General features: G+C 55.6%; 16 protein-coding genes. 6 read left to right on the top strand and 10 right to left on the bottom strand.

Annotation, left to right across the window (positions count from 1 at the left end):
- Nucleotides 1–46: 46 nt before the first annotated feature.
- On the bottom strand, nt 47–1,891 hold the full coding sequence (locus KP814_RS12800) for a carotenoid oxygenase family protein (protein WP_216737137.1): 1,845 nt from the start codon (nt 1,889–1,891) through the stop codon (nt 47–49).
- 499 nt (nt 1,892–2,390) lie between these two features.
- On the opposite strand from KP814_RS12800, the gene KP814_RS12795 reads away from it, so the two are divergent.
- From KP814_RS12795 to KP814_RS12785, 3 genes are all read left to right on the top strand, one after another.
- The gene (locus KP814_RS12795) at nt 2,391–2,693 is read left to right on the top strand and encodes a hypothetical protein (RefSeq protein ID WP_216737136.1); all 303 of its coding nucleotides are present in this window, start codon (nt 2,391–2,393) and stop codon (nt 2,691–2,693) included.
- Between the two features lie 21 nt (nt 2,694–2,714).
- Entirely contained in the window at nt 2,715–4,901 is a 2,187-nt protein-coding gene (locus tag KP814_RS12790) for a bifunctional serine/threonine-protein kinase/formylglycine-generating enzyme family protein (RefSeq protein ID WP_216737135.1), read from the top strand.
- Nucleotides 4,902–4,984: 83 nt separating this feature from the next.
- Complete coding sequence (locus KP814_RS12785; RefSeq protein WP_216737134.1) at nt 4,985–5,659, top strand: site-2 protease family protein; 675 nt, start codon at nt 4,985–4,987, stop codon at nt 5,657–5,659.
- Between the two features lie 27 nt (nt 5,660–5,686).
- On the opposite strand, the gene KP814_RS12780 is transcribed toward KP814_RS12785, so the two are convergent.
- From KP814_RS12780 to KP814_RS12770, 3 genes are all read right to left on the bottom strand, one after another.
- Entirely contained in the window at nt 5,687–6,514 is an 828-nt protein-coding gene (locus tag KP814_RS12780; RefSeq protein WP_216737133.1) for an ATP-grasp domain-containing protein, read from the bottom strand.
- Between the two features lie 323 nt (nt 6,515–6,837).
- Nucleotides 6,838–7,713 (bottom strand): hypothetical protein, encoded by an 876-nt coding sequence (locus tag KP814_RS12775; RefSeq protein WP_216737132.1) that lies wholly within the window; start codon nt 7,711–7,713, stop codon nt 6,838–6,840.
- A 108-nt stretch (nt 7,714–7,821) separates the two neighbouring features.
- Complete coding sequence (locus KP814_RS12770) at nt 7,822–10,518, bottom strand: CHASE domain-containing protein (RefSeq protein WP_216737131.1); 2,697 nt, start codon at nt 10,516–10,518, stop codon at nt 7,822–7,824.
- A 306-nt stretch (nt 10,519–10,824) separates the two neighbouring features.
- Between KP814_RS12770 and KP814_RS12765 the strand changes: the two genes are divergently transcribed.
- Nucleotides 10,825–11,751, top strand: a complete 927-nt coding sequence (locus KP814_RS12765) for a choice-of-anchor A family protein (RefSeq protein WP_216737130.1) — start codon at nt 10,825–10,827, stop codon at nt 11,749–11,751.
- An 87-nt stretch (nt 11,752–11,838) separates the two neighbouring features.
- Here the strand turns inward: KP814_RS12765 and KP814_RS12760 are convergent, their stop codons facing one another.
- From KP814_RS12760 to rluA, 5 genes are all read right to left on the bottom strand, one after another.
- On the bottom strand, nt 11,839–12,858 hold the full coding sequence (locus KP814_RS12760) for a DUF4340 domain-containing protein (RefSeq protein WP_216737129.1): 1,020 nt from the start codon (nt 12,856–12,858) through the stop codon (nt 11,839–11,841).
- Nucleotides 12,859–12,861: 3 nt separating this feature from the next.
- Nucleotides 12,862–15,798, bottom strand: coding sequence for a Gldg family protein (locus tag KP814_RS12755; RefSeq protein WP_216737128.1), 2,937 nt, complete (start codon nt 15,796–15,798; stop codon nt 12,862–12,864).
- Entirely contained in the window at nt 15,788–16,735 is a 948-nt protein-coding gene (locus KP814_RS12750) for an ABC transporter ATP-binding protein (protein ID WP_216737127.1), read from the bottom strand. The genes KP814_RS12755 and KP814_RS12750 overlap by 11 nt, the downstream gene beginning before the upstream one ends.
- 260 nt (nt 16,736–16,995) lie before the next feature.
- Nucleotides 16,996–18,726, bottom strand: a complete 1,731-nt coding sequence (gene dauA / locus KP814_RS12745; RefSeq protein WP_216737126.1) for a C4-dicarboxylic acid transporter DauA — start codon at nt 18,724–18,726, stop codon at nt 16,996–16,998.
- A 171-nt stretch (nt 18,727–18,897) separates the two neighbouring features.
- Nucleotides 18,898–19,560, bottom strand: coding sequence for a bifunctional tRNA pseudouridine(32) synthase/23S rRNA pseudouridine(746) synthase RluA (gene rluA / locus KP814_RS12740; RefSeq protein WP_216737125.1), 663 nt, complete (start codon nt 19,558–19,560; stop codon nt 18,898–18,900).
- A 215-nt stretch (nt 19,561–19,775) separates the two neighbouring features.
- Between rluA and KP814_RS12735 the strand changes: the two genes are divergently transcribed.
- The gene (locus KP814_RS12735; RefSeq protein WP_216737124.1) at nt 19,776–20,144 is read left to right on the top strand and encodes a DUF6713 family protein; all 369 of its coding nucleotides are present in this window, start codon (nt 19,776–19,778) and stop codon (nt 20,142–20,144) included.
- Between the two features lie 195 nt (nt 20,145–20,339).
- Here KP814_RS12735 and KP814_RS12730 read toward each other — a convergent pair whose 3' ends face one another.
- Complete coding sequence (locus KP814_RS12730; protein ID WP_216737123.1) at nt 20,340–22,409, bottom strand: methyl-accepting chemotaxis protein; 2,070 nt, start codon at nt 22,407–22,409, stop codon at nt 20,340–20,342.
- Between the two features lie 299 nt (nt 22,410–22,708).
- On the opposite strand from KP814_RS12730, the gene KP814_RS12725 reads away from it, so the two are divergent.
- Nucleotides 22,709–24,691 (top strand): methyl-accepting chemotaxis protein, encoded by a 1,983-nt coding sequence (locus KP814_RS12725; protein WP_216737122.1) that lies wholly within the window; start codon nt 22,709–22,711, stop codon nt 24,689–24,691.
- The last annotated feature ends 1 nt before the right edge of the window (nt 24,692 follow it).

Raw genomic sequence — 24,692 nt, 5'->3', positions numbered from 1 at the left:
TTTTTGTGGGCCGAACCAGCGCATTCATGAACTGCCTGATATGCGTCTAGCTGAATCTCGGAAGAATGTAGGTTTCTAAGACCTCCCTGACTTGTTGTGAGTGACATGGCATTTTTTCGCGGAAAAAGTCGGCGTAATCGGCTTTGTAGGCGTCAGCCGGGCGCTGCCCGATTTCCGGCCGCCATAGGGCGTGGTTGGTCGTGGCGAAGTTCAGATTCTGGTGTCCGAGTATGCACACCGGTCCCTGCGCCAAATTGCGCGCGTCGAACAGCCAGAACTCTTTGCCGTTGGACTGAGGGCCGCTGGGGTGTTTGCGAACGACGGCGGTGAAGATATAGCCGTCATCCTGAGCCAGAGAGCCTGGCCGCGACATAAACTGCGGCGTGCGCATAACGCAGTCTTCGGGGAACTGATAGGCGTCCGCAATGAGCATGTTGCGGCAATCCATATGCACCAGCGCCGAAGGAATGGCGGTTTGCGGCAGGTTGTCGTTATTGAAGAGACGGTTGGGATATTTGCGATAGGCGTCCGCCACCCGTTTGACCAGGTGTTCGGGGCGATAACCGATGGCGGCCCAGTAAATATGGTCAAAGGTTTCTGGGAACTGGAAATGCCCCCGATAGGCCGGGTCGTTCATGTCCCACAACAGATATTCATCGCGGATAAGGCGGAAATCTTCTTTGATCTCCCAGGCGGAATCAGCGCTGACTTTAATGCGCGCCTGCACCAGTCCGCCGACATCCACCGGCGCTGTGGGATACCCGGCTACCTCGGAAGGAACCCAGCCGCCGAAGTGCAGCAACTCAAGGTAAAACTGCTGTTCGGACTTATCCATCGCTCCCAGATACTGTCCGTATAGGGTGACTTCACCATCGTAGTCGTCGTAGTTGCACATGATGTCGGAGGTATCGAAGTCTAGCTCGATATAGTCCGCAACGACCTGCTCCGCGCCGCTGGTCAGATCCGCTTTGCGGATGATCCACACGGGAGTACGGTGCTTCTGCGGAATGACGATGCGGGTTCCCATGATGCGGGTGGCTTCCACCCTGGCCGCGGTTTCGAAGATGAGAATATGGTTGCGTGTGACGCCAAGGGAGTGGGCGGTGGCGGTCAAATAAGCGTTGGCGCCCTGACGACTGACCACGTTCCAGGCCTCCAGCGCCCCCTGCAGATTCCACCTGATCAGGCGCAGATAACCGTCGGAAGTTCCCAGCTCGCCGATGACGCCGCCGTAATTGATGGTGAAGCATTCGCCGCGCTCCAGATCAAAGAACGGATGCCCCGTGGTGCGCACTTGAGGGAATAGCCACTTATCTGGGGTCAGAGCGTCTGCGATGGGCGGAAGGCTGGTGCGCCACTCGCCGGGATTGCCGACAGGCGTAATCAAGTCCAGACTCACGGCGTCAAACTCATAGGGAGGGCCGCCCTCGTAACTCAGCGCGAAGCGGTTATCTCCCATATAATTCGGCGCGGTGTTGCAGTAGTTCATGAAGCCCAGATTAGGGCTGTAGTAGACAGTGCCTCCCAGTAAATAAAATTTGTCGAATAACCCGCTGACATGCTCCTGCATGATAGACGAATGGGTTTCGATCATTTTGCGTTTGAAGGCTGTCTCATTGGGGCCGAAGTCGAGGCGGGTGAGGGCGCCTTTGCCCGTGGGCGTCAGCTGATTGCGCTCCAGCGGAATTCCTTCCGCCATAAACACATGGCCATGTATGTCGCCAGGCAGGGCGCCGGCGATGATGTCCAGCACCCCCTCGGATGGGGTCAGATCTCCTTGCATAATCGAAGTCGGAAATGAGGACTCCGGCAAAGAGGGATAGTACGCCAGCGCCGCATTAGGCAGTAGTGAGACGGCTCCGGCTGTCTTGATGAAATCTCTTCGATTCATGCTCTTTCCCTGTGCGTTATGAATAGAAACGTCAAATATGAACGGCGTTAAATAAAAAGAGCTGGGCGCCCTATGAACAAGGCATAGTGTTCTCCGTAGTTAATAGACGGCGTAGTTATTCAATCCGGGCGAGGCGACATGAAGAGGATATTGCGATGGGGCGATCCAACTTATCCATGTGCATAACCTTGGGCGGGGCAGGGCGCTGGTCCCTGTCCGGCCGGTCGTTCGATCCGGTCGTTTGGGATTACATCTGACTCACGCTTCTTCGAATGAAGAAAACATGACTGATAGTCGCATCACAGTTATAAGGGATAGCATATGGCCATTAAATGTCCAATTAACGAAAGCAATAAGTTCGTTCTTGTTGGATATAACGACGGAATTAACGATTGTCCACAGTCCCTAGGGTAAACGGCCAATCGAGCTCAGCGCCGAAACTGATTAAGGTGTCGCCCTTGAAATAGCGTGCGGAGGAAGGTCCCGCGACGCGTTGTCCATGTTGTTGAAAGTAATGGTGATAAATTATCGCTTATGGATGCGGATCCTAACTGCCCAGTCAATTTCCGTCGCCATGATGATCACTGCATTAATTATGGGAGGGCTTTCAGGCGCAATGCTTCACGTTCTAAATTCTGTTTGTCATAATGCGGGCATGTCGCCCTTGGTTAGGGCGCGGATCATCAGCGGCGCGCTTCGCGCCCGACATACCCTGAAAATGCGTGCACACGCGCTTTCTGAAGGAAAGGACTCAAGCTCCGTTTACGCCGGTATGCTTGAACATCGAATGACCGATAAGTGACTAATGGACTGGAGCTGCAGCGTGATCACCGTATCTCCTCAAATTCCCAACTATGAAATGCTTGATGAAGTCGCTGAAGGCGGAATGGCCAAAGTGTTTAAGGCCAGACAGCTTCTCGCGGACCGCATCGTCGCCATCAAGATTATTTCTCCGGCTATCTGTCTCAACAAAGAGTTTCGTCAACGGTTTATTCAGGAAGCGCAAATCACCGCCAAGCTGAATCACCCGAATATCATCCAGATATACGACATTGCGCCTTTTGAAGACACGTTCTTTATTTCCATGGAGTTCATGGAAGGCGGCTCGCTGACGGAGCGTATCCGTTCCGGTCGCCTGACCAGAGAAGAGTCGACGCGCATTATTCTGCAGTTGGCGGAGGCCATGAATTACGCCCACAAGCTGGGCTATATTCATCGCGACATCAAGCCGGGCAATATTTTGTTTCGCGCGGATGATACGCCGGTGCTGTCGGACTACGGCATCGCCAAATCCCTGTATCATCGCGGCGACCTCACCACGACAGGCTCGATACTGGGCTCGCCTCCTTATATGAGCCCCGAGCAGGCCATGGGACGACAGCTTGATCATCGCGCCGACTGGTACAGTCTGGGCATCGTGTTCTATCAGATGCTGACGGGGGCCGTACCGTTCGAGGCCACCGATCCGATCAGTCTGGGCATCAAGCACAAACAGGAACCGCCGCCGCCGTTGCCGTTGCATCTGCGCATGTATCAGCAGTTGATGGACTTGCTGCTGGCGAAGGAGCCAGAGCGCCGATTGTCGTCATTGGACGAGTTTCGCGCCCATCTGGAAGCGATTAAAAATGTCCCGGTGGATACGGAAGCAACCTGTCTGTTTACCGTCGAATCGTTAAAAACGGCTCATGGCGAAACGGCGGCGCAGGAGAGTCCTACCTCCACGCGCAGAACGGAACGGGGCGGCTCAGTGTCTTCCGGCGTCTGGCGCGCGTTAGGCGTCGCCTTGATGATTGCTGCGGTAGTGGGATATGGGGCGTATAAAAATATGACCCGGCCCGCGCCGACCTTTCCTTTTGTGGTGGTGACGGAGCCGGTAGGGGCGACAGTGAAGTTCGCCGGCGAGGAGAGCGCCTATACGCCGGGCGCTTCGCTCCCTGAGGGTGACTATGAGGTTGAGGTGACCGCTAAAGGATTCTGGCCGAAAACCTTTATGTTGAATCACAGCGCCGACCACCGTTCGCATTATGTGTCGCTGAAGCCGGCTAAAACCGCCTTTACGGTGGATGTGACGCCTGTGGATGCGAAAATTCGTATTCTCAATATTCAGCCTAAGTACGAAGAGGGCATTCCGCTGGACCCAGGCCGCTATTTGCTGGAAGTCAGCGCGCCGGGGTATGAGAAGCTGACCCGGTGGACGGAAATCAGTGGAGAGCAGTTTACCGAACAGGTGTTTTTGGTTGAGAAGGACGCGCTGGAATCTCTGAACATCGCCTTTGTCGATATTCCTGGCGGCAAGTACCGCATGGGCTTTGATGACGGCGGCGTATTATGGGGCGGCAATCCGGGGCAGGAAGTGACGCTGACGCCGTTCAAGATCATGGCCTATGAAGTGACCTTTGAGCAGTGGGACGCCTGCGTCGCCGATGGCGGGTGCACGAATAAAGCGGATGATCGCGGATGGGGCCGGGGACGTAATCCGGTGATCAGCGTGAGCTGGAATGACGCGGAAGAATTCGCCGCTTGGCTGACCGCCAAAACCGGCAGAAGCTTTCAGTTACCCACGGAAGCGCAGTGGGAGTACGCCGCGCGCGCAGGCAGTCGCAAGCGTTTCTCCTGGGGGGATCAGGTTGGCCACAAGTTCGCCAATTACGGTAAGGACGATTGTTGTGGCGGCTTGGTGAGCGGCGCCGATAAATGGCAATTCACTTCGCCAGTTGGCTCATTCCCCGCTAACGAATGGGGCGTGTATGACATGCATGGCAATGTGTGGGAGTGGGTGCAGGATTGTTGGAGTGAGTCCATGAAAGGCGTTCCAGCGGATGGCTCCGCGCGCACGGCGGGAGACTGCCGACGCCGCGTCCTGCGTGGCGGCTCCTGGTACAGTCCGCCTAAGTCAATGCAGTTGGTCAGTCGCGACGCCAATGGCGTTGATGTCCGCTATCAAGTGAACGGGTTCCGATTGGTGGAGACGCCGACCCAGGCTCCCGCCGCAGGGGCCCCATCTCAGTAAGAAGAGGCCATTCTCGGGTTGCTTTGGTCAGCCAGGGCGGTACTCTAGCCGATCATAAATAAAGCGATGATCGGAGTTTATCGATGCCGCCTGAGATAGCCCTACTGCTCGCCGTTCTGCTTTACATGCCTCTACACCTGACCTTGATGGCTGTGTGCGCGAGAGCGTTTGGCGTCAAAGTCAGGGAGATCAGTATCGGCTCCGGACCTCTCCTGCTGCAGACGGGCATTGTCAGCATTCGAGCAATTCTTCTCACGGGTTACGTCAAACTCAAGGATACGCGAGAAGAGCGAGGTGAGGGGGATGACGTTAAACCGGCGCCTGACGCCTACGATTGCCAGCCGACCTGGATCAGGGCGGTTATTCCACTTTCTGGATGTTTCTTTGTTCTGGCTTTCGCATTGGGCGTTTACGAAGACGGCTGGCGTAGTTTCGGCGCCGCCTTCGCACAGATTTTTCTGGGGGCGTTTAGTCCCCTGTCCGTTGCACAGGAATATTTACGCGAAGGCGCCGTATTCGCCGCCAACAATAACTTCATTCTGCTATTCGCCCTGGTGGCGACCAAGCTATCCGCATGCAATCTATTGCCGCTGCCTCATATGAACGGCGGACAGGCGTTGATGGCGTTGCGCCAGCCGCGTCAAACGGAAGCACAGCCGAAATGGATACTCTGGCTGATCCTGCCGGGACTGCTGTTGCCGTTGAGTTGGATTGGCTCCTATGTCGTCTTTATCTGGCATGCGGTCGCTGGCGGTTGAATTCACGCCGCCAGCTAGCATGGTCTGTTAGTGGGAGAGTGTATAGGCGGAGACTTCCCGCACGATAGTTTCGATATCGCAGGCATAGAAGCCGGAACTGTTAAAGCCGTTAATTTCTAATACATAAAGCTCTCCGGCGCAGACCGCAACGTCCATGACGAATACGGGAGCCGGACTCCATGTGGCCGCCATTGCTTCCGTAAATCTGATTACCGCCTCAGGCGCGCCAGCCGAGACCTGCATTCTAGCGTCAGCGCGATAATGGCTGGCTGTGACGACCTTTCCTGCAACGATAAACAAACGCCACTCATGTTCAATGTCTTTGGGGTTCGCCGCCACCATAGGCAACGACAAATCCACCGTGAAGCCGCCGGGTCTGAGTTTATCCGCCCACTCCTTGAAGGCTTTGAAGGTGGTGATCGCTCCTGCAAACTCTTTTAAATCGCCATCCGGTCGGATGAAAAAGACTTCCTCGTCGTCAGCGCCGCTTTGCGCGAACTGTTCCATGGTCAGAATCCGGGCGTCTGCGTTTAACAGGCGGTCGCCATAATGGCGAAGAGCTTCGGAGAACAAAAACTGGCGCTCATCGAAGTAAGCGCAGGGGCTCCATCTGCCGGAGCGATGCGCGTGCGTGATGAAGTTGTAAGAGTCATAGAAAATAGCCGGTCTGTCATTCGGGATATCAGGCAGGTCCGTCGCGAACGGAATGACCTGGGTCATAGCGCAGTCATAGCCCAGCCCGCGGCAGGAGGATTCTATCTTCGCTGCGTCATCGCTGTCGCCAAGGTTGCTTTGCACGACCCAGAGCAGGTCTGCAGACGTGTTTGATGTGCTCTTAGACGCTTGTTCACTCATGATTTGATAGACGACCCGTGTGAATAAACTGACTGATGACTGACGTATGAATAAGCGTATGAATAAATATGCGCATGAAACAAATAGAGACGTAACTCATCGCCTGCGCCATTGAAGATCGCCTGGCATGCTTATATACTCGCTTGAGAACTTAGGTTTTGACGTTTTCTGGAGCTGATTTATGCGCATGCCCCGTGAAAGATAAACTGAAGCATCCTGCTTCCGCCAGCTGAGTTATTCTTGTTTCCCCTGATTTCAGGGCCTCGCCTAATTAATTGATACTCGCTTAACTTTTTAATTGATCTAGCTTTAACTTTCGCGTTTCAGTCCAGAAACAGCGTCCATCTTTTTCTCGCCAGTTTGATCAACGCCTTCAGATAAACCGCTGTTTCCAGCACTTTGCGGCATTCCATTTCGATAAAACCGACCTGAGCTTTTTCGAACCTGTCGTAGTCGCCAGTCTCAATGGATATTTTCATATAGCGGTCGCTGTACAGGTCGTTGCAGGACTTAATGCAGTACTTGTCATGAGCGATGAACTGCATGGCCGCCGGCTTCAGATGTTTGGGCAGACTTTCCAGATTACAGGAGTCCATGAGGCCTTCTGAGGTGGAAAGATAGTACTGATAGGGCAGCCCTTTGTGCTTTTTGCTGGCGTCGCTTTGATATTGTGGTAGTTCGTTGCGGAAGGCTTCGAACTGGGAGCGAATGTGGCGCACATAGTTATCGAAAGGCGTTTGCAAATAACCGTTCATCAGCGCGCGTTTGCTGTCGATGTTGAGATCTTCCGACGGCCGCGTCAGGCCCAGCGGCAGCCAGCGTCGCCAACGACTGACCTGTAACTTGCGGGCGATGGCTTTCACGGCCTCATCGATTTCCTTGCGGGTGGACAGCATCAAACCGAAATCCTCGAACAGCATTTCCACCAACGCGTCCATTTGCGCCAGCGCCTGTTGCTGCGCATTGATCAAGGTCAGGTAATAGCGGGCGGCGGGAATCAGAATCTGAATCAGGATGGCGCCGAGCACCACGGCGACGATGCGTGGATCAATGGCGGCGATCCAGCTTTTGCCGGCTTCCGGGTGCAGGATATCCTGCAGCGGTGAACTGAAAATGCTGACGATCATAGCGATCAGCACGATGCTTAGCGCAATCCAGACGAAAAAAGAAACGCGTAGAAATCCCCAGGTCCACGGCATGCGGCCTATCCTTCGATATTGGGCTGATAAAAGGGAAATATTAGAAAATTAAAGCATTTGAAAGTCAAAGAAAGGTCGTTTCAGCAAGAATATTACGAGATTTTCGCCCTAGGAGGACGCTTGGGCTTCCCACACCGCGCCGTTGGTTAAGGCGTGCAGGCGAAAGTAAAAGGTGGCTCCGCAGTTAGGTTCGGAATGGTAGCCGATCTGGCCGTGGTGACGCTGGACGATTTCTCTGGAAATGCTCAATCCCAGGCCGGTGCCGCCTTTGAGGCGGGTGTCGGAACTGTCCGCCTGGGCGAACTTCTGGAAGATTTTATTGCGGAACTCTGGCGGCACTCCTGGCCCTTGGTCTTGCACGGAGACTTCCCAATAGTGGGCGTGAGCATTCAACGTCAGCGACACGGCCTCATCGGCGGGAGAGAATTTGACGGCATTGGAGATCAGGTTATCCAGTACTTGCCGCAAACGATCCCGGTCTGCTTTCACCAGCGCGGGCGATGCGGGCGGTTCAAAGGCGAGGGTGACGGAGGCTTTTTCCGCGAGCTGCTGATTGGCGCTTAAGGCCTCCTCAATGAGGTCTCTTAGATCCAGGCGTTCGAAACTGAACTCCAGACCGCCGGATTCTATTTTCTGGATATCAAGCAGGTCGTTGATCAGGCGCAGCAGGCGTTCACAGTTGCTGTAGGCGATATGCAGCATTTGTTTGGCCTGGTCCGGCAGCAGGCCGAGGCGGCCGGAATCCAGCAGCGCCAATGAACCGTTAATGGCGGTTAACGGCGTGCGTAGTTCATGGGAAACCGTAGAAATAAACTCGTTCTTCAGGATATCCAGACGTTTGCGTTCGCTGATGTCGGCGATGAAACCGCTATAGCCATCCATTTTTCCGCTGGCGTCTTTGCTGCGCTGCAGATGGATTTCGACCCAGGGCGCCCGTTCCAGTTGCAGGGCGTTCAGGCGCAGCTCCAGAAACAGGCTGGACTCTTCCAGCCGGGCGATTTTCTGCAGCGCGTCCTTTAGCTTGTCGCAATCATCGGGGTGAAAGTAGTGAAACATTTCACGGCCGACGGCGTCGTCAGGATTTTCCCCGGTCAGGCCGCTCCAGGCAGGGTTGAGCACTTGCCATTGATAGGCTTTATCGGCCTGAAAGATCACCTGTTTTAACCCCGTGAATAATTCCTGATAACGGGTTTCCGCTTTGACCAGTCGTTGTGATTGATCAATGACCTCTTTCTCTATCTTTACAGTATGCGCAGTCTCCAGCAGTAAAACCGCGGTGAGCAGACTGCCGAACAGGACGGCCAGTATCAATGCGATCCAGGGGGTGATGGACGCGTCCTGTTTGATGAATAAACGCGTCGGCGTTATGGATATTCGCCAGATCCTTCCGGAGATATCCATTTGCATGGTTTGCGTGAACATATCCTCCAAAGGATTGTCCGGCGCACTCTGGCGGGAGATGAACAGCGCCTCGGGTTGTTCGGGTTCGGTGATATCGAAAATTTCTATATGAAACAGTTCAAGATTGATGTCCTGAGATAAACGATCTATCAGATTGCCGATCTGAACCGACCCTACGACAAATCCCATAATCCGGCGCTTCTGATCTGAGTTGGCGCTTTGCGGCGGACTGGAGTAAACCGGCGCAATACAGATGGCCCCTTTACCGTAGTTTCCTACCAGCGTGATCGGTGCGGTCAGCGTCAGTTCGCCCTTTCGCATGGACTCCAGAATAGCGCTGCGGCGTATGGCGTTGGAATACAGGTCGAAGCCTTGCGCCGCGCGGGTGACTTCATTATTGGGCGTGACATACAACACCGGCACATAGAAGTTGCGTTCCGAAGCGGGAATCTGCTGTTGGCCCAGGGTTTCGCGTATCTGATAGTCCTTCTCCAGCAACAATGTCGCCCAATGCTCGAAATTAGAGCGACTGGCTTTATCAATATAGGGCGCCCAACCCAGACCGCTGATGTCGCGATGGAAGTTGCGAAACTGTGAGGCGTAACGCTCGAAGTCCTGCGGCACGATGACCTTGGAGCCCTCAAACAGCAGGGCGAGAGCGCTGACGGCATTGGTGATCCCCTGTATCTGGTTGAAGGTGGACCAGCGTAGTTGTACGCCCTGCTGGCGCACGTCTTCTTTAATCTGTTTCTGGTCCGCCTGCACCAGATAATAATGAGAAATCACCGCGAGAGTGAAAGACGCCAGCCCTGGCAACGTCACCAGCAAGCGTCGCTTTAGCGTGCTGTTTTCCTTTTGCAGCCACAGTAACAAAATCGGGGCGAAGATCAGGACGCCGAAGGTGTCGCCAAACCACCACGCCAGCCAGTGAGCGCCTGCGTCCTGGATGTGTATGACGTTCAGGCTGGCCATCAGACCAATGCTGAGAGTTGCGCTGGTGACGCAGGCCACCGGTCCGCCGAGTATGAGCAGGCGCGCCACATCCTGCTTTTTTTCCAGAGAGGGACTGAAGTCCGCGCGCATACGAATCAGGGTGGCGCCGATGACCGCCTCCAGCGGCGCGCCGATGGAAATGGCGAGCGCCAGTATGACCTTGCTGAAGGAGTCCGCCTGCTGCGATACCAGCTCCGCGGCGAAACTCGCCAGCCAGATGGCGGGCCAGATGCTGCGGCCATAATGGATCATGCCCGCCAGCGCGATGCCGGCGGGTATCCATACCGGGCTGGCGTTGCTGCCGGGCAGTGATAGTAGCAAACCGGCGCGGGCAGTGAGGAAATAGGCAATAGCCAGGGCGCACGCCGGAGCCAGAACGCTGAGCTGCGATGGCCACTGATATTTCGCCATAGGCGCAGGCAACCTCCTGTTGGGCTAAAAAACGATCAGCGTCAGATTGATTATAGACACAAGTTTGCGCCACAGTGGCCGGATATAACCCTGGAGCATTTAACGCGTTGAAATCACTTACAGTTTTTTACATTTGTTTACCCTTGGGAACGGCTTCCTCGTGGGTTTGGCGGGTTGACTCCGGTATGATGCGCATGCCTTAGCAAAGGGTGACAGGTAGTTTCTTTTAGAAGTGTCAAACATTTAGCCGCAGGCGCTTTCCCCTCTTTTTTATATGGATTTCTTTTTGATGTGTCAGGGTGGTCAATGATCTCAGTAAAACAGTTTTACGCAATCACACTTGTCGGTTTCAGTGCGGCTATTTCCGCTAACACTTACGCGACGCCGGTCAATCTCGGCGCGGCGGCGAACTACAACGGATTCTTCCATGGCGATTTCACGTCTTCCCCAAATGACAGTGAAGGCGCGTTGGCGGTGGGCGGTAACGCCAGCCTTACCGGTTATACGCTTAACTCTTTCCGCGAAAACGATGGACTGGCGATTGTCGTCGGCGGCGATTACAGCCATGTTGGCGGCGATATCCACGGCGACGCTCTGGTTGGCGGGCAATTCACCACCGCCAGCGCAGGCATTTTTGGAACCGTGAAGGATCATGCGGTATTGCCGATTAATTTCGACGCCGAATTCGCCAAGCTGACGCAACTGTCAAAAGAGCTGTCTTTGGCGGATTCCCTTGGCGTGACTGAGCAGTGGGGCGCGTTGACTTTCAATGGCGACGGTTCTGGCGGTCAGCAGATCTTCAATATCAGCGAGAAGGACTTCGAATCGGTCTGGGGCTTCTTCGCCAAAGATATCGGCCAGCACCAGGAGCTGATCATCAACGTGGCGGGCGACGTCATCGACATTGATCCCGCCGACTACAAAATCAAAGCCAGCGACTGGTCCTGGGTGGGTAATGAAACCAGCGTGATCTTCAACTTCTATGAAGCGACGCAGATCAACCTGGCCGCAGGCTTCTATGGAACCATTCTGGCGCCGGGCGCGGATATCTTCGCTAACGGCGGTCATGTTGACGGTCAGGTGATTGCGCACTCCTGGCAAGGCGCCAACCAGCTGAACTGGCATCCTTATGAGCACAATGTGGAGCTGCCTGAGCCGGCGACCTTTGGTCTGATGTTGTCCGCGTTAGCGGTTGTGGGAGCTGGCGCACTGCGTCGCAAACCGCAGGCGTAACCAGTAAAAACAGTCAGTGGCTGTGAATAAAATACGATGAGAGAAGGCCCCAAATTTGGGGCCTTTTTTATGGCTGCTGCTTACGGATCAGGAAGAGGCGGGCGCTTCCGTCGTCTCCGAAGCGTCGCCTTGTTGCCCCAGGTTGACTTCACTTTGTTCCGGCTCGGTCACGGGGGCCGCGCTGACGAAACGGGCGCGCTCCAGATCCAGCAGTGAGTCGACATGACTGGCGTCGATCTTGAACACTTGCGGGCGATCAGAGCGAGTGAGGATGTAATAGTCGCCTTCCGCCGGTTTGCCGAAATTCAGCTCAAGAGACTGTTCCCCCTGGGCGTTCTTCTCTTTTAACTGCAGCGTAAAGCGAAGCTTGGGTTCGCTCAGGTTATATTCAGGCTTAACTTCCGCGCCCAGCACATCCTCGAAGCGCATGTCCGCCAGGGACGCCAGCAGTTTGTGAGCGGCTTCCTCATTGGTGACTTCGTCGCTCTGCAGGCCTTCCAGATCCCATTTATCGCCGTTCTTATTCAGCACGATATCCTTGATCTTGACCTGATTGATGCTCTCTTCGGGCACGGCGGTCAGCTTGTTGTCCACCCAGTCTTTACCGGCCATGGGAAGCTCATGGGTGGCGTAATTGACCGCGAACACGGCGTCCTGCTCATTCAGGCGCGCGTGCACTTTGCGATATCCCGGGGACGTGCCCAGATAGAGCGTGGCCAGCGTATCGTCGCCCTGGGCCAGCTCCAGTTTGCGTTGGAACTTATCCTCGGCGACTTCAAAGCGCTTGGCCCCGGAAGCGGTGGTGACCACCGGCCAACTGGCCTTAAGCTCTTTCAGCTTGGTCAGCATGGCGTCCACTTTGCCGTTGGCGACAGGCAGGTTGTAGTAACTGGCCACTACCCAGCTGTCCTGTTCTTTCTTCAGGTCGACCTTCGCCGTTTCTTCGCCGTAGATATGAATGGCGTCAGGCTGCTTGGACTCCAGGTCAAGCAGCGCCTGATCGGTGTGGGTGTAGGCCGGCTGCGAGCCAGGCCAATGCAGGGCGACGATAAGCGCCGCCTGCGCCGCCAGCGCGATGGAGAGTAATTTGGTCCACTTGGCGTTCATCTATCAAGCCCTCCCTAATTCCAGCATGCCGGCGTAATAGCTCTGCCGACGGTTGAACCATAAGCGGAACAATGCGTACAACAACGCCAGTCCAGCGATCGCCAGACCGTAGTTCAGATATTCCCAGAACTGCTGGCGCTCTGCGCTCATCGGGTAGAGCGTGTTGGCGAAATGGCTGCGTGAGCGGATTTGCAGCAGGCTGCGATCTTCCAGCGACCAGTCCACGGCGTTTTGCACCAACTGTATGGAGTTGAGATAAGGCGCCCGTTCTGTGGAGCTGATCAGGCTGATGGTCTGATCATTCAGGAACTCGTTAGAGGAGAACAGAATGATGCGCGCGGATTCCGGCGATTTATCGATGACGCCGCCGAAATGCGTTTTCTCTGTTTTGTCTTCCTTCTGGCCGGCCTTATCGCCGTCAGTGGACGTCTGATCCGCTTTTTGCGCGTCGTCGGCTTTGCTCAACAGAGGCGACTCCTTGCCTTTGAACGAGGACTCGAAACGCCCTTCCAAAGCGACGCCCACCAGATAGGACTCGGGTTCGCCTTCGCTGGTCCAGGGGCTGACGCGGCCGTCGGAGGAAACCCGAGGCGTTACGTCCAACTTGTCGGAGACCCAGGATTGCGGCGAAGAGTGCAGCAGTTCCGTGATCTGCAGCGACTTGGTTTTTTCCTTATCCAGCTCAATGGGGGAAGCCCAGCTCATGGTGACGTTAGGCAGACCGGACGTGATTGCGGAATCCTGATTCATGCCGGTGTCGCGAATGTCGGCGAAATAGGGGTAATCCAACAGGCGTATCTCCCGGAACGACATACCGCCCACATTACGCGTGACCGGAATGGGGAAGCTGGCGTTCTGTGGGTCCAGCACCATGGACTGCGCGAGGTTGATCCCGTAATTCTGCAACCATGTTTCCAGCCCGGAGGTATGTTTGCCCGCCGTGAGGGAGTTGGAGGTCATGCGGGTTTGATAGGGCGAAGTGGACAACAGGACCGTGCCGCCTTTCATGAGGAACTGGTCAACGGCGAACAGTTGCTTGTCGGACAGGGACTCCGGCGCCGCCAGCATGAGGATATCCGCGTCTTCAGGAACCAGACCGTCTTTCAGGTCGACGGTTTTAACCGTCATCGTTTCCATCAGCTTGTCACGCAACGTTTTAAAGCTGGGCGAGGTTTGCTGACCGAGCTGCTGCATGTAAGGGTTGGCGTCGCTTTCTGGAACCACCAGCGCCAGCGTTTTGGTGAAGCCCGCCGAGAAGCGTTTCAGGCCGCTTTCAATATTACGCTTGAGACCGTCTTTGTCGAGAGAGTCGGGCAGGGCGATCTGCACGTATTGTTTGCTGTCGTTCATCAACAGGTAGAAATAGAAACGGTCATTGGACAGCAGACTGGTGGCCATCGGTTGCATGCCGAAATCCTGCTGAATCTTCTGCGCCAGAGAGCCGTCGCCCGCATTCGGGTCCTGCAGTTCATAGCTGAATTTGCCGTTGGACTCCTGTTTGATTTCCACCAGCACGTCATTCAGCTCCTGCGCCAACGTTTGCAGTTCTTTCGGCAGTTGTTGGGTGGAAGAGACGTAACCGTTCAGTTTTACCGGGGTGTTAATGGTGGTGAACAGATCGCCCTGGCTCTGATAGGCGTACAGCACTTTCTTAATGGCTTTGGTGATGTCGTATTCCGGATTGCGCAGGCGCACGTCCAGATCCGATTCATTGCGATCCTTCACTTCGATGAGATCGCGGAAGCCCAATACTTCGAATTGATCGCCGTAGCTGATCAGCACGTTGAAATAGGAGTTCACCAACGACGCTTGATACTTGTCCGACACCTGGAAGGGCACCGGGCGGATGCTGTATTTGTTGTTGGCTTCGTCTTCCAGTTCGGGATTGCTTTGCGGATCGACGAACTCCACGCGCACTTTATTGCCGCCGGCCACCTCATATTCCTTGATCAGATCCCGCAGCTGTGGAACCAAAGGCGCCAGCAGAGGGTGGGTCTTGGCGGAAAAGTAGCCGCGAATCAACAGCGGTTCCTGTAATTGATTCAGGTAGTCGCGGGTGGCGTCGTTAATGGAGTACAAATTGCCGTCGGTGAGGTCCGCGCGCAGTGTTTTGACTTCGCTCAGCCACAGATTGGCGGCGAACAGGTTGGCGATCATCAGACCGGAGACGGCGTACCAGGCGCGATGGTTGGAGCGCGCGCCATGGCTGCTGGACCAGCGTTGCTTCTCCAGCGCCAGGACGTTCAGCGCCAGGAACACGCCGACTAGACTCAGGTAGTAATAGAGATCGCGCACGTCAATGATGCCGCGGGTGATGGATTCAAAACGAGAGCCGGTGCCCAGTTGCTTGAGGACTTCGCCCGTTGAGTATCCAAACAGATCCACCAGGGTGTCTGAGCCCAACAGATACAACAGCGAGCAAACCAGCACCGTGACGATCAGACTGACGATTTGCGACTCATTTTTGGCGCTGACATACAGGCCAATGGCGAGGTAGGCGGCGCCGAGACACAGCGTGGCCACATAAGCGCCGATAACCGGACCCCAGTCCAAATGCCCGAGATAAGACACGGTGAAGGGGATAGGCAGCGTCAGCGCCAGGGCGATGAGCAACAGAATGAAGCAGGCGATAAATTTGCCCAGCACCAACTGCAATGGCGTCACCGGCAACGTCATCAAAAACTCGATGGTGCCCATGCGCTTCTCATCGCTCCACATGCGCATGGTCAGCGCCGCCACCAGGAAGATCAGCAACAGCGGCATCCATTCAAACAAGGGGCGCACGTCCGCGATGTTGCGAGCGAAAAAGGCTTCCACCCAGAAGAAAATAAACAGGTTAACCGCCAGAAAGGCGGCCAGGAAAACAAACGCCACTGGCGAAGAGAAGAACTGAGAGACTTCCTTGCCAGCCATCCGTAATACGCTTTTTTCAGGCAGCATAGGGAACCTCCGCAACTTGATTCACTTCCTTGAACACGGTTTCCAGGTCGCGCACTTCCGGGTGCAGCGCCAGGATGGGCACATTGGCGCTGATGAGTTTGCGCGCGACGTCGGACACAAAGCTTTCGTCCACCTGCGATAGAGACGTATTGAGCGCGTAAGTGGACGTGCCGCCATCAGTAGCGATGGGCTGGATGTCCCGCAAGGCGCCCAGATCCGCCAGTGCGCTCTTGATCTGCGCCTGGCCTGAACTGCTACGCAGCAAGAGACGTTGCGATTTTTGCAGGTCCGCCAGTGAAGAATCCAGCGCCAGTTCGCCGTGACGGATCATCAGTACGCGGTCGCACATGGCGCTCACCTCTTGCATGATGTGCGTGGACAGTATCACGGTGGAGTGGCTGCGCAACGACGTGATGAGGTCGCGCATGTGCTGTATCTGTGAAGGGTCAAGGCCGTTGGTGGGTTCGTCGAGGATAAGGATTTTGGGGCGGTTGATGATGGCTTGGGCGACGCCGACTCTTTGCCGGTATCCCCGGGATAAGGTGCTGATGGGGTTGAGCGCCTTATCCCGTAAATCGGTGCGGGCGACGGCGTCTATCACCGCCTGGCGGCGCTTGTCCGCAGGGGTTCCTCTGAGTTGCGCGGCGTAGTCCAGATAATCCACCACCGTCATTTCCGGGTAAGTGGGTGGATTCTCCGGCAGGTATCCCATATTGGCGCGCAGTGCGAGTGAATGCTCGCGCAGGTCTTTGCCGTCGATGCGGATGTCGCCTGACGAAGGCTCAAGATAGCCCATCAGCATTTTCATGATGGTGGTTTTGCCGGCGCCGTTATGGCCAAGTAAGCCGACGATGCGGCCGCTTTCGATATTAAAACTCACGTTATTGACGGCGGTGAAGTCGCCGTAATGACGACTGAGGTTCTGGACATTGATCATGGAATCATGTCTCCCTTCTGACATTTACAACGAATAATGCTTATTGGTTATGTTTCGGCATTGCGCCGAGATGATTCCGGGGGGCGTGGGCTTTTGACTTTTCAATGTCGAAACGTCAATAAGCCCGATTCCCGGGCGCGATAAAAATAGGGGCTTAAATATAAGAAAAAAATACCGCGACCGAGCAAAATTAATGAAATTTAACCACTTGTCGCGTCTGGGGCGAACGCCGGGAAGTCCCGGCGCACAAGAAGCAGGAGTCAGGTGGAGGGATTATTAATTAATTGCAAGGCGTCGCTGAGGGTAGGGGCGAAGCGCAAAGCGCCCTCGATGGGTTTGACGTTGGCTTTGGCCAGGGTGCGCAACGGTTGAAACTGCAAGTCCGCCAGGATGAGTTGGCATCCACGTTGTTGGCGCGACTGGACGAACTTGTTAAAGGCGGAAAGCCCGCCGGCGTCCAGCAGGGACACTGCGTCCATGTACAGAATCAGCCCCTGTTTCGTTTCCGTCAGCATGTCCAGCTCGGAAAATACCCTGTCAGCCGCGGCGAAAAATAAGGGGCCGTTGATCTTGTACACCGCCCAATTGTCCGGCAGTGGCGTGGAGATCAGCTTGGGATGGCTGGAGATATCGGAGACCTTGGTCATCATCGATATATCGCGCATGAACAGCAACGCCGCCATGACGATGCCGGCGGAGATCGCCAACACCATATCGAACAGCACGGTGAGTGTGAGGCAGGTCATCAATACCAGAATATCGCCGGTGGGGGCCTTCTTGATCAGCGCGACGACTTTATGCGCTTCGCTCATGTTCCACGCCACCATTAATAACAGCGCCGCCATGGAAGCCATTGGCAGATAGGCGAGCAAAGGGCCCAGGGCGATCAGACCCGCCAGAACCACGGCCGCGTGCACCATGCCGGAGACCGGGGACTCTGCGCCGGAACGGTAGTTGGCGGTGGAGCGCGCGATGGCGGCGGTCGCCGTGATGCCGCCGAAGAAGGGAACCACCAGATTGCCGATGCCCTGGCCGAGCAACTCGCCGTTGGCCTGATGACGGCGCCCGGTCATGCCGTCCAGAACTACGGCGCACAGCAGCGACTCAATGGCGCCCAACATGGCGATGGAAAACGCCGCCGGTAGAAGCTGTTCGAAGGTGCTCCAGGTCCAGGCCAACGGCTGGCCGTCCGGGCCCGGTTGTAGCCAGGGCCAAGTGAAATCCGGAAATAAACTGGGAATGCCGTGCCCCACGCCGCCGTCCGCCAGGGGATAGGTAAAACGAGAGCCGATGGTGTCTACGGGATGGCCCGCCGACGCCAGCGCGAGGGAAACGGCGACGCCGAGCAGAACGGCGGGAAGATGGCCCGGGACCGGCATCTTCAGGCGCGGCCACAGTATCAGTAACGCCAGGGTGAGAGACGCCACCAGAATGTTCGCCCAGTCCAGCGTCGGGAGCGCCAGCGCCAGCGCATGGACTTTGCCGATATAGGTTTCCGGCATTTCGGTGAGGCTGAGCCCGAAAAAGTCTTTCACCTGCAACGTGGCGATGACGATGGCGATACCGGACGTGAAGCCCAGGGTGACGGGCTCTGGGATGTATTCAATCAGTCTGCCCAGGCGGGCCAAAGCCAATCCGACCAGAATGAAGCCGGACATCAGCGTCGCCATCAATAGGCCTGCGAGTCCAAATTCCGAGGCGATGGGGAACAGGATCACCACAAATGCGGCGGTGGGTCCGGATATGCTCAGACGGGAGCCGCCGGTCAGCGCAATCAAAAATCCGGCGATCATGGCGGTGTAAAGGCCGTGCTGCGGCGGCACGCCACTGGCGATAGCCAGCGCCATGGCCAGGGGGATGGCGATAATGCCCACGGTCACGCCGGCGATCAGGTCCTTGCGAAAGCGATGGAGGTTATAGGGTTCTTTGATGCAGCTATCGACAAAGGCGCTAGCCAGACGTACCGAACGCAAATGCGCGCGATGTGGCATATGGACTCCGAAGATGTGAGGTTAAGGGACTCGGCGCCAGACTGCCCCGCCGTCATGGCGGGACGCAGCCCGGCGCGCCCTTAGTTTAGCATGGCGCAAGGGTGAAATTATTATGTGATTGATTTTAAAGATATTTTGTATCGGTTGGAGCGTGAATTGTTATCAGAAGCTTCAGGCGAAATCGGCAGGAACCTGGAAAGTCATGTCCTCGCCAGAATAGGGATGTTTAAAGCTCAGGGATTGCGCGTGCAGCAACAGGCGGTCGCTGGCGGCCAGCGCTTCCGGAGACGCGTAGAAACGATCGCCGAGAATGGGATGGCCAAGGGACAGCATATGCACGCGCAGTTGGTGCGAACGGCCGGTAACCGGGTAGAGCTCCACCAGGGTGGCGTTATCTTCCCGCGATAACACGCGATAACCGGTCACCGCCGGTTTGCCGTGCTCGAAACAGACTTTCTGTTTAGGACGGTTGGGCCAGTCGCAGATCAGCGGCAGATCCACTTCGCCCTGGTCTTCCTTGATCACGCCCCAGACTTTGGCGATATAGGTTTTGCGCACTTCGCGCTCCATGAACTGCCGTTTCAGCTCTTTTTCCGCATTGCGCCTCAGGGCCAGCACCAGCACGCCGGAGGTTGCCAGATCCAGCCGATGCACCACATGAGATAAGGGGTATTTCTCCTTTACCCGGCTCCAGACGCTGTCATACAAATGCGCGCCGCGCCCGGGAGTGGTAAGAATGCCGCTGGGTTTGTTGACGACAATAATGTCCTTGTCTTCATACAGCGTCTCCAACCAGGGCTCGGTTGGGGGAGAATAAACGAAATCGTCTTGCATAGGCGGAACGGCTGGCCAAGTGGAATAATAAGCACCCAGGGACGGGATTTCGGCAGTTATAAGGCGGTTCGCAGGATAAATCAATCAAGTATTGTTATCGCCGAGCCGGCGGCCATACACTATCCGGCGCAGGTTAATGACGTTCAGCCTGTAAAGCAAACAAGAGATCCAATAAAAATAAAACTGGGACGGGAACCGTCGCGGGAGGATAGAGCATGGAGCGTAGTTATCTGACGACCTTATGTTTGTTGATTTTCCACCAGATTGACGCCGCTTACTGGAAGGAGTGGGAGATGTTTCAACTTCCGGGAGGCGTACAGGGATATCTGATTTTCAACATGTTGGCGTTACCCATCCTGCTATACGGATATCGACAAGTGTTGCTGAAAAAACGCAACGCGCCTCTGTTTTCTTATGCCTGCGCGGGCCTCGGCATGCTCACGTTCCTGATTCACGCCGGCTTTTTTCTTACCGGATACGCGCAGTTCAAGCTGCCGCTGTCCATCGCGTTGATTATCGGGTGTCTGGTCAGCGGCCTCTGGCAGTTTTTTCAGACCCGGTTATTCGAAAGGCATCAGCGCTGACGTCCTGACTCAGCTTATGTCTAGATTTGAAAAGCCATGTCCCGAATAAACTAAGGAACCTCTGAAAAACTACCTGCGGCCGCCATTGCAGCGTCAAAAGTCGGCTCAAAATGCTCATTTATTCACGATAAACTGCGCTTTTTCGCCGACTTTTTCCTTGCACTGATGGCCTCGCCAACGTTTTTCAGAGGCTCCCTAAGTCTTGAAGAAACTGAGCTTGTCATCCAGCGAGTCCGCCATATTGACCAACGACTCGCTGGTGGCGGCGGTTTTATCCGCCATGGAGGCGTTGCGATGGGTGATATCCTTTAGCTGTTCCAGCTGGGTGAACACGTCGCGAATCCGGGTGGTTTGCACTGCATTGGATTGCGATACGCTGGAAATTCTGCCGCTGACTTCTTCGATGCCTGCGGCGATGGTTTTTAACTGCTCCGCCATTTGCGAGACCTGATCGGAGCCATTGCCCACGCCAGTCACCGCCAGTTCAATCAGGTTTTTGATGTCTTTGGCGGCGTCCGCGGAACGCTGCGCCAGGGCGCGCACCTCCGCCGCCACCACTGAGAATCCTCGACCTTGCTCACCCGCCCGGGCCGCTTCGACGGATGCATTCAGCGCCAGCAGATTGGTCTGGAAGGCGATGTCGTTGATAACCCGGATAATGTTGTTGATCTTCTCGCTGGATGACTTGATGGAAGACATCGCCTCCAGCGTGGTGGCGGATACGCTAAGGCCGAGCTGCGCCTCTTTGGCGGCGGTTTCGGAGACATTGCGCGTGGCGTTGGCCAGTTCAGAGGTGTTGTCCAGTTCCTCACGCAGCTCTCCAATCAGACGTGTTGCGCTTTCAATCGCAGATGCCTGCTCCTCGGTGCGGCGGGATAAATCTCTGGAGGCGCTGGAGACTTCGCCGGTGCTGGCGGTGAGGTTTTTACTGTCGGAGCGGCATTGAATGGCGATCTCATGCAGTGACTTGATGGTCCGACGCAGGTGTTCCTGTAATTCGCCGAACTGCCCGGGTTGTTTGTCCCGGGTCTTCAGATCCAACTGACCCTGGCTCAGACGGCGGAAACTCTCTTCCAGCCTGGCGAAGCTGGAGGCCAGCGTCTCCAGTGTGTCATTGATCGCTATCTTCAGGTGATTGAGGTCGCCAGGGAAGGATTCTTCAATACGGTCGTCGAAAGCCCCTTCGCGCATCGCCTGAAGTCGTTCCTGTACGAGGCGAATCGTGTGCTGGAACTGCTCCACGGCTTTATTGACCAGCGTGAGGGTGCGCGCGAATTCGCCTTGGGTGCGATGGTCCTCTTCAAGTGTGGTCAGGCGACCTGCGGCCATGGCCTCCATGACGGAGTTGATGCGGCCCATCGAACGCCCGGTGACGGCGATGGAGTGATTGATGTGCTCGCGCAACTTTTGCATATCGCCTTTGTATTCGGAAGTGATGGGAGAATTGAAGTCGCCGTCGCCGAGTTTCTTCACCGAATCCCCCGCCTCTCCGATGAATTTTTGCCAGCGATCGAACAAGTGGTTGGTGGCGTTGGCCACTCTGCCCAGCTCGTCTTCTCGCACGCTCTCGATACGACGGGACAGATCGCCGTTCTCTTTTACGTCCAGCAGCACTTTTTCAATCTGGGACAGGGGCAGGCTAATGCTGCGTATGATCACCAGCGAGCAGGCGATGACCAGTGCGATGATCAGGCCCGCAATCAGGCTGCTTTGAAACTCCGCTTTGATATCGTTCACATAGGCGCCGGTCCCCAATACCCACTGCCAGGGAGCGAATCCCTTCACAAAGGAGAATTTTTCCACGGGTTTGTCGAAACCGGGTTTGGGCCAGAAATAGTCAACCACACCTTCTCCGTCTGCTTTCACTTTCTCCGCAAACGCCACGAACAGGGCTTTGCCGTTGGGATCTTTGATTCCCGTGGCGTCTTTGCCGTTCAGTTCGGGTTTGATGGGATGCATCACCACGTGGGGGTGGTAGTCATTCACCCAGAAGTAGTTGCCATTGTCGTAGCGCAGTTTGGAGATGTCTTCCAGAGCCCGGGATTTGGCTTCGGTTTCGGTGAGTACGCCATTTTGGAAAGACTGGTAGTGACTCTCAATGATGGAATATCCGCTTTCCACCAGATGGCGGAGTTCTTTTTTGCGGGCTTCTTCCAGCGTTTTGTAGTGAGTGTAAAGCGCCAGAATCAACAGGATGAGCGTGCCTGCAATGGCGACTGCAATAAGAGCGTACATCTTTTGGCGCACGGAGATCGTATTCAGCATTAGAGCGACCTTCTCGGGTTCCTTGAGTGTGTTTAAAAGTCTAGGTCAACCCGGACGCAATTCAATTGGACGCTGCGGTTGCAAGCGGGTAATGGCGAGCTGTTCTATGACTCGGAAGTCGCCTGCAATGGCAGGATTAAGAGTGTTTGCAATCCTTTTGTCATAATCCATTTGTATGCTTATATAGGCTTGCTTGTACTATTGTTTCTTTCCAACACGCCGCGATTTTGAAGGTTCATGTGACAGATGAAACTTCAGTAAAGCGGTCTTATCTTGTGATTGCTCATAGGGTCGTTGTTTTGCCTGGTCGTCAATTTTCCATACTTTTCATCAGTAGACTGAACACCTTTGTGTTAATGGTGGTGTTGCTGGCGATGGCTGGCGTGCTGGCTTTCAGCATGTATCGGCTGTCTTTGCCTGAGCAACTGAATCTGGCCTACCAGGATACCCGCGCCACGGTAAACGAAACCCTGGCGGGACAACTCAACGGTTATCTTTCCACGGGGGAGGCGACGCTGCTGACCGCTATGGAAGGCACGGTCCGCGAGCTAAATGAGGTAAAGCTGGCGCAGTTCCCTCCGGATATCCAGACGGCGATTGCGGCGCCGCTGCAGACGTTGTCCGAATTCATGCGCACGGATCTGCGAGCCTCGGGCAAGCTTTCCGGCAATACCCAGCAATTACTGCAACAGAATGAGCGGGAGATTTCCGATCAACTGTCACTGCTATCCGGATACGCCCGAAAGGGCATGGAAGAGAAACCGGAGGCGGCGGGGGAATACTTCGTCAAGATCGCTGCCGCCTATGAAAGCCTGTTGGGGCTGAGCGAAAAGCGCGAAAACTACTTCAGAACTTCTGACGCCAGTCTGTATGAGACGGTCACCAACAGCCATCGCCAACTGGTGGATAACATCGCTGCGCTCGCGGGACTGGAGCCCCTTGGCGTGATGAGCGAGAAGGAAACAGACGACTTTCTCAGTATGCTGACGGGCGAGAGCGGGTCGGATGCTGAGCAATACGATCTGGTGGAGGACTATCGCAGTGAGCTGCAAAGTTTGTCTGGGCGCTATCTGCGAGAGTTGGATAACACCCGTCAGATCATTGAGAACATCCATAACTCGCATGTGCGGGCGGAACAGCTGCTGACCGCGCTAACCTCAGCGATCAGCGACGTACGCGCGGTTATTGACGCTCAGCGCGAACGCATTGTGCAGTCGGTGTATTGGGCCTTGGGCGCTTCTGTAGCGACAGTAATGATTCTCGCATTAGTGTTTGCATTCATTCAGGCGCGCATCGCCCGGCGCATCCAAGCGATTACGCCTTCTCTCAGGGCGCTGGCGAATGGGGATTTCACGGATAAACAGCGGATTTCTTCCCGAGTGAAGGAAATTGATAGTCTGGGCCGCTCCAGCAGCGAGTTGCGCGATTATCTGTCGCAACTGGCCCGGACCATTACGGATCAAGCCAGCAGTGTGGTGGCGGTCAGCGCACAGATGAAGGCGTTGTCCAGCGCGTTGACGGATAAAATCGATGCGCAGAATGACCTGGCGGCCATGTGCGCCACGGAAGTCAACGAAATGAGCGCCTCCATTCGCGATGTGGCGCAGACCACACAGGACGCTTCTGATTCCGCCTCCCGCGCGACGGAGACGGTGAAAGCCGGGCAGCAAGCCATGGCTGCGGCGATCCAGGGAATGAATGATCTGCAGGACAGCATCGGCCATAGCAACGCCGTCATCGCACAGCTTCAGAAGGACAGTCAGGATATAGAGAAAGTATTGGCGGTCATTCAGGGCGTCGCCGAGCAGACGAATCTCTTGGCGTTGAATGCGGCGATTGAAGCCGCCCGCGCAGGCGAAATGGGGCGGGGTTTCGCCGTCGTCGCGGATGAAGTACGCCAACTGGCCCAGCGTACTTCCAGCTCCACCGACGAAATTCGCGGCATCATCGAGAAAGTGATGCGCGGCGCCAATGCGACGGTAGAACTCATTACCCGGCAAGACGCCATCTCTCGCGCTGCGGCGGAGAAAAATCAATTATCCGACCAACAGTTACGCGAGGGCGAGACCGCCGTCGCCACAATTTATCAAATGAGCACCGTTATCGCCTCCGCCACTGAACAACAATCCACAGTGACGGACAGCGTCAACCAGCACATCCAGAAAATCTCCAGCCTCAGCGATGAAAGCCGCCGCGCCGCCGAAGAAGGCGAACGCTGCAGCGAACAACTGGTCGCCATCAGCGGGCAATTGCAGCGACTGGTGGATAAGTTGAACTTGTAAG

It is taken from the genome of Hahella sp. HN01 (assembly GCF_018986435.1).
In the GTDB taxonomy this organism is placed as follows: domain Bacteria; phylum Pseudomonadota; class Gammaproteobacteria; order Pseudomonadales; family Oleiphilaceae; genus Hahella.
This window is presented reverse-complemented; position numbering and strand designations above follow the sequence as displayed.

What these genes read in the sequence shown, in the direction of transcription:
- KP814_RS12800 (WP_216737137.1), bottom strand. Translation starts at nt 1,891, where the DNA reads ATGAATCGAAGAGATTTCATCAAGACAGCCGGAGCCGTCTCACTACTG.
- KP814_RS12795 (WP_216737136.1), top strand. Translation starts at nt 2,391, where the DNA reads ATGTTGTTGAAAGTAATGGTGATAAATTATCGCTTATGGATGCGGATC.
- KP814_RS12785 (WP_216737134.1), top strand. Translation starts at nt 4,985, where the DNA reads ATGCCGCCTGAGATAGCCCTACTGCTCGCCGTTCTGCTTTACATGCCT.
- KP814_RS12780 (WP_216737133.1), bottom strand. Translation starts at nt 6,514, where the DNA reads ATGAGTGAACAAGCGTCTAAGAGCACATCAAACACGTCTGCAGACCTG.
- KP814_RS12775 (WP_216737132.1), bottom strand. Translation starts at nt 7,713, where the DNA reads ATGCCGTGGACCTGGGGATTTCTACGCGTTTCTTTTTTCGTCTGGATT.
- KP814_RS12770 (WP_216737131.1), bottom strand. Translation starts at nt 10,518, where the DNA reads ATGGCGAAATATCAGTGGCCATCGCAGCTCAGCGTTCTGGCTCCGGCG.
- KP814_RS12765 (WP_216737130.1), top strand. Translation starts at nt 10,825, where the DNA reads ATGATCTCAGTAAAACAGTTTTACGCAATCACACTTGTCGGTTTCAGT.
- KP814_RS12760 (WP_216737129.1), bottom strand. Translation starts at nt 12,858, where the DNA reads ATGAACGCCAAGTGGACCAAATTACTCTCCATCGCGCTGGCGGCGCAG.
- KP814_RS12755 (WP_216737128.1), bottom strand. Translation starts at nt 15,798, where the DNA reads ATGCTGCCTGAAAAAAGCGTATTACGGATGGCTGGCAAGGAAGTCTCT.
- KP814_RS12750 (WP_216737127.1), bottom strand. Translation starts at nt 16,735, where the DNA reads ATGATCAATGTCCAGAACCTCAGTCGTCATTACGGCGACTTCACCGCC.
- dauA (WP_216737126.1), bottom strand. Translation starts at nt 18,726, where the DNA reads ATGCCACATCGCGCGCATTTGCGTTCGGTACGTCTGGCTAGCGCCTTT.
- rluA (WP_216737125.1), bottom strand. Translation starts at nt 19,560, where the DNA reads ATGCAAGACGATTTCGTTTATTCTCCCCCAACCGAGCCCTGGTTGGAG.
- KP814_RS12735 (WP_216737124.1), top strand. Translation starts at nt 19,776, where the DNA reads ATGGAGCGTAGTTATCTGACGACCTTATGTTTGTTGATTTTCCACCAG.
- KP814_RS12730 (WP_216737123.1), bottom strand. Translation starts at nt 22,409, where the DNA reads ATGCTGAATACGATCTCCGTGCGCCAAAAGATGTACGCTCTTATTGCA.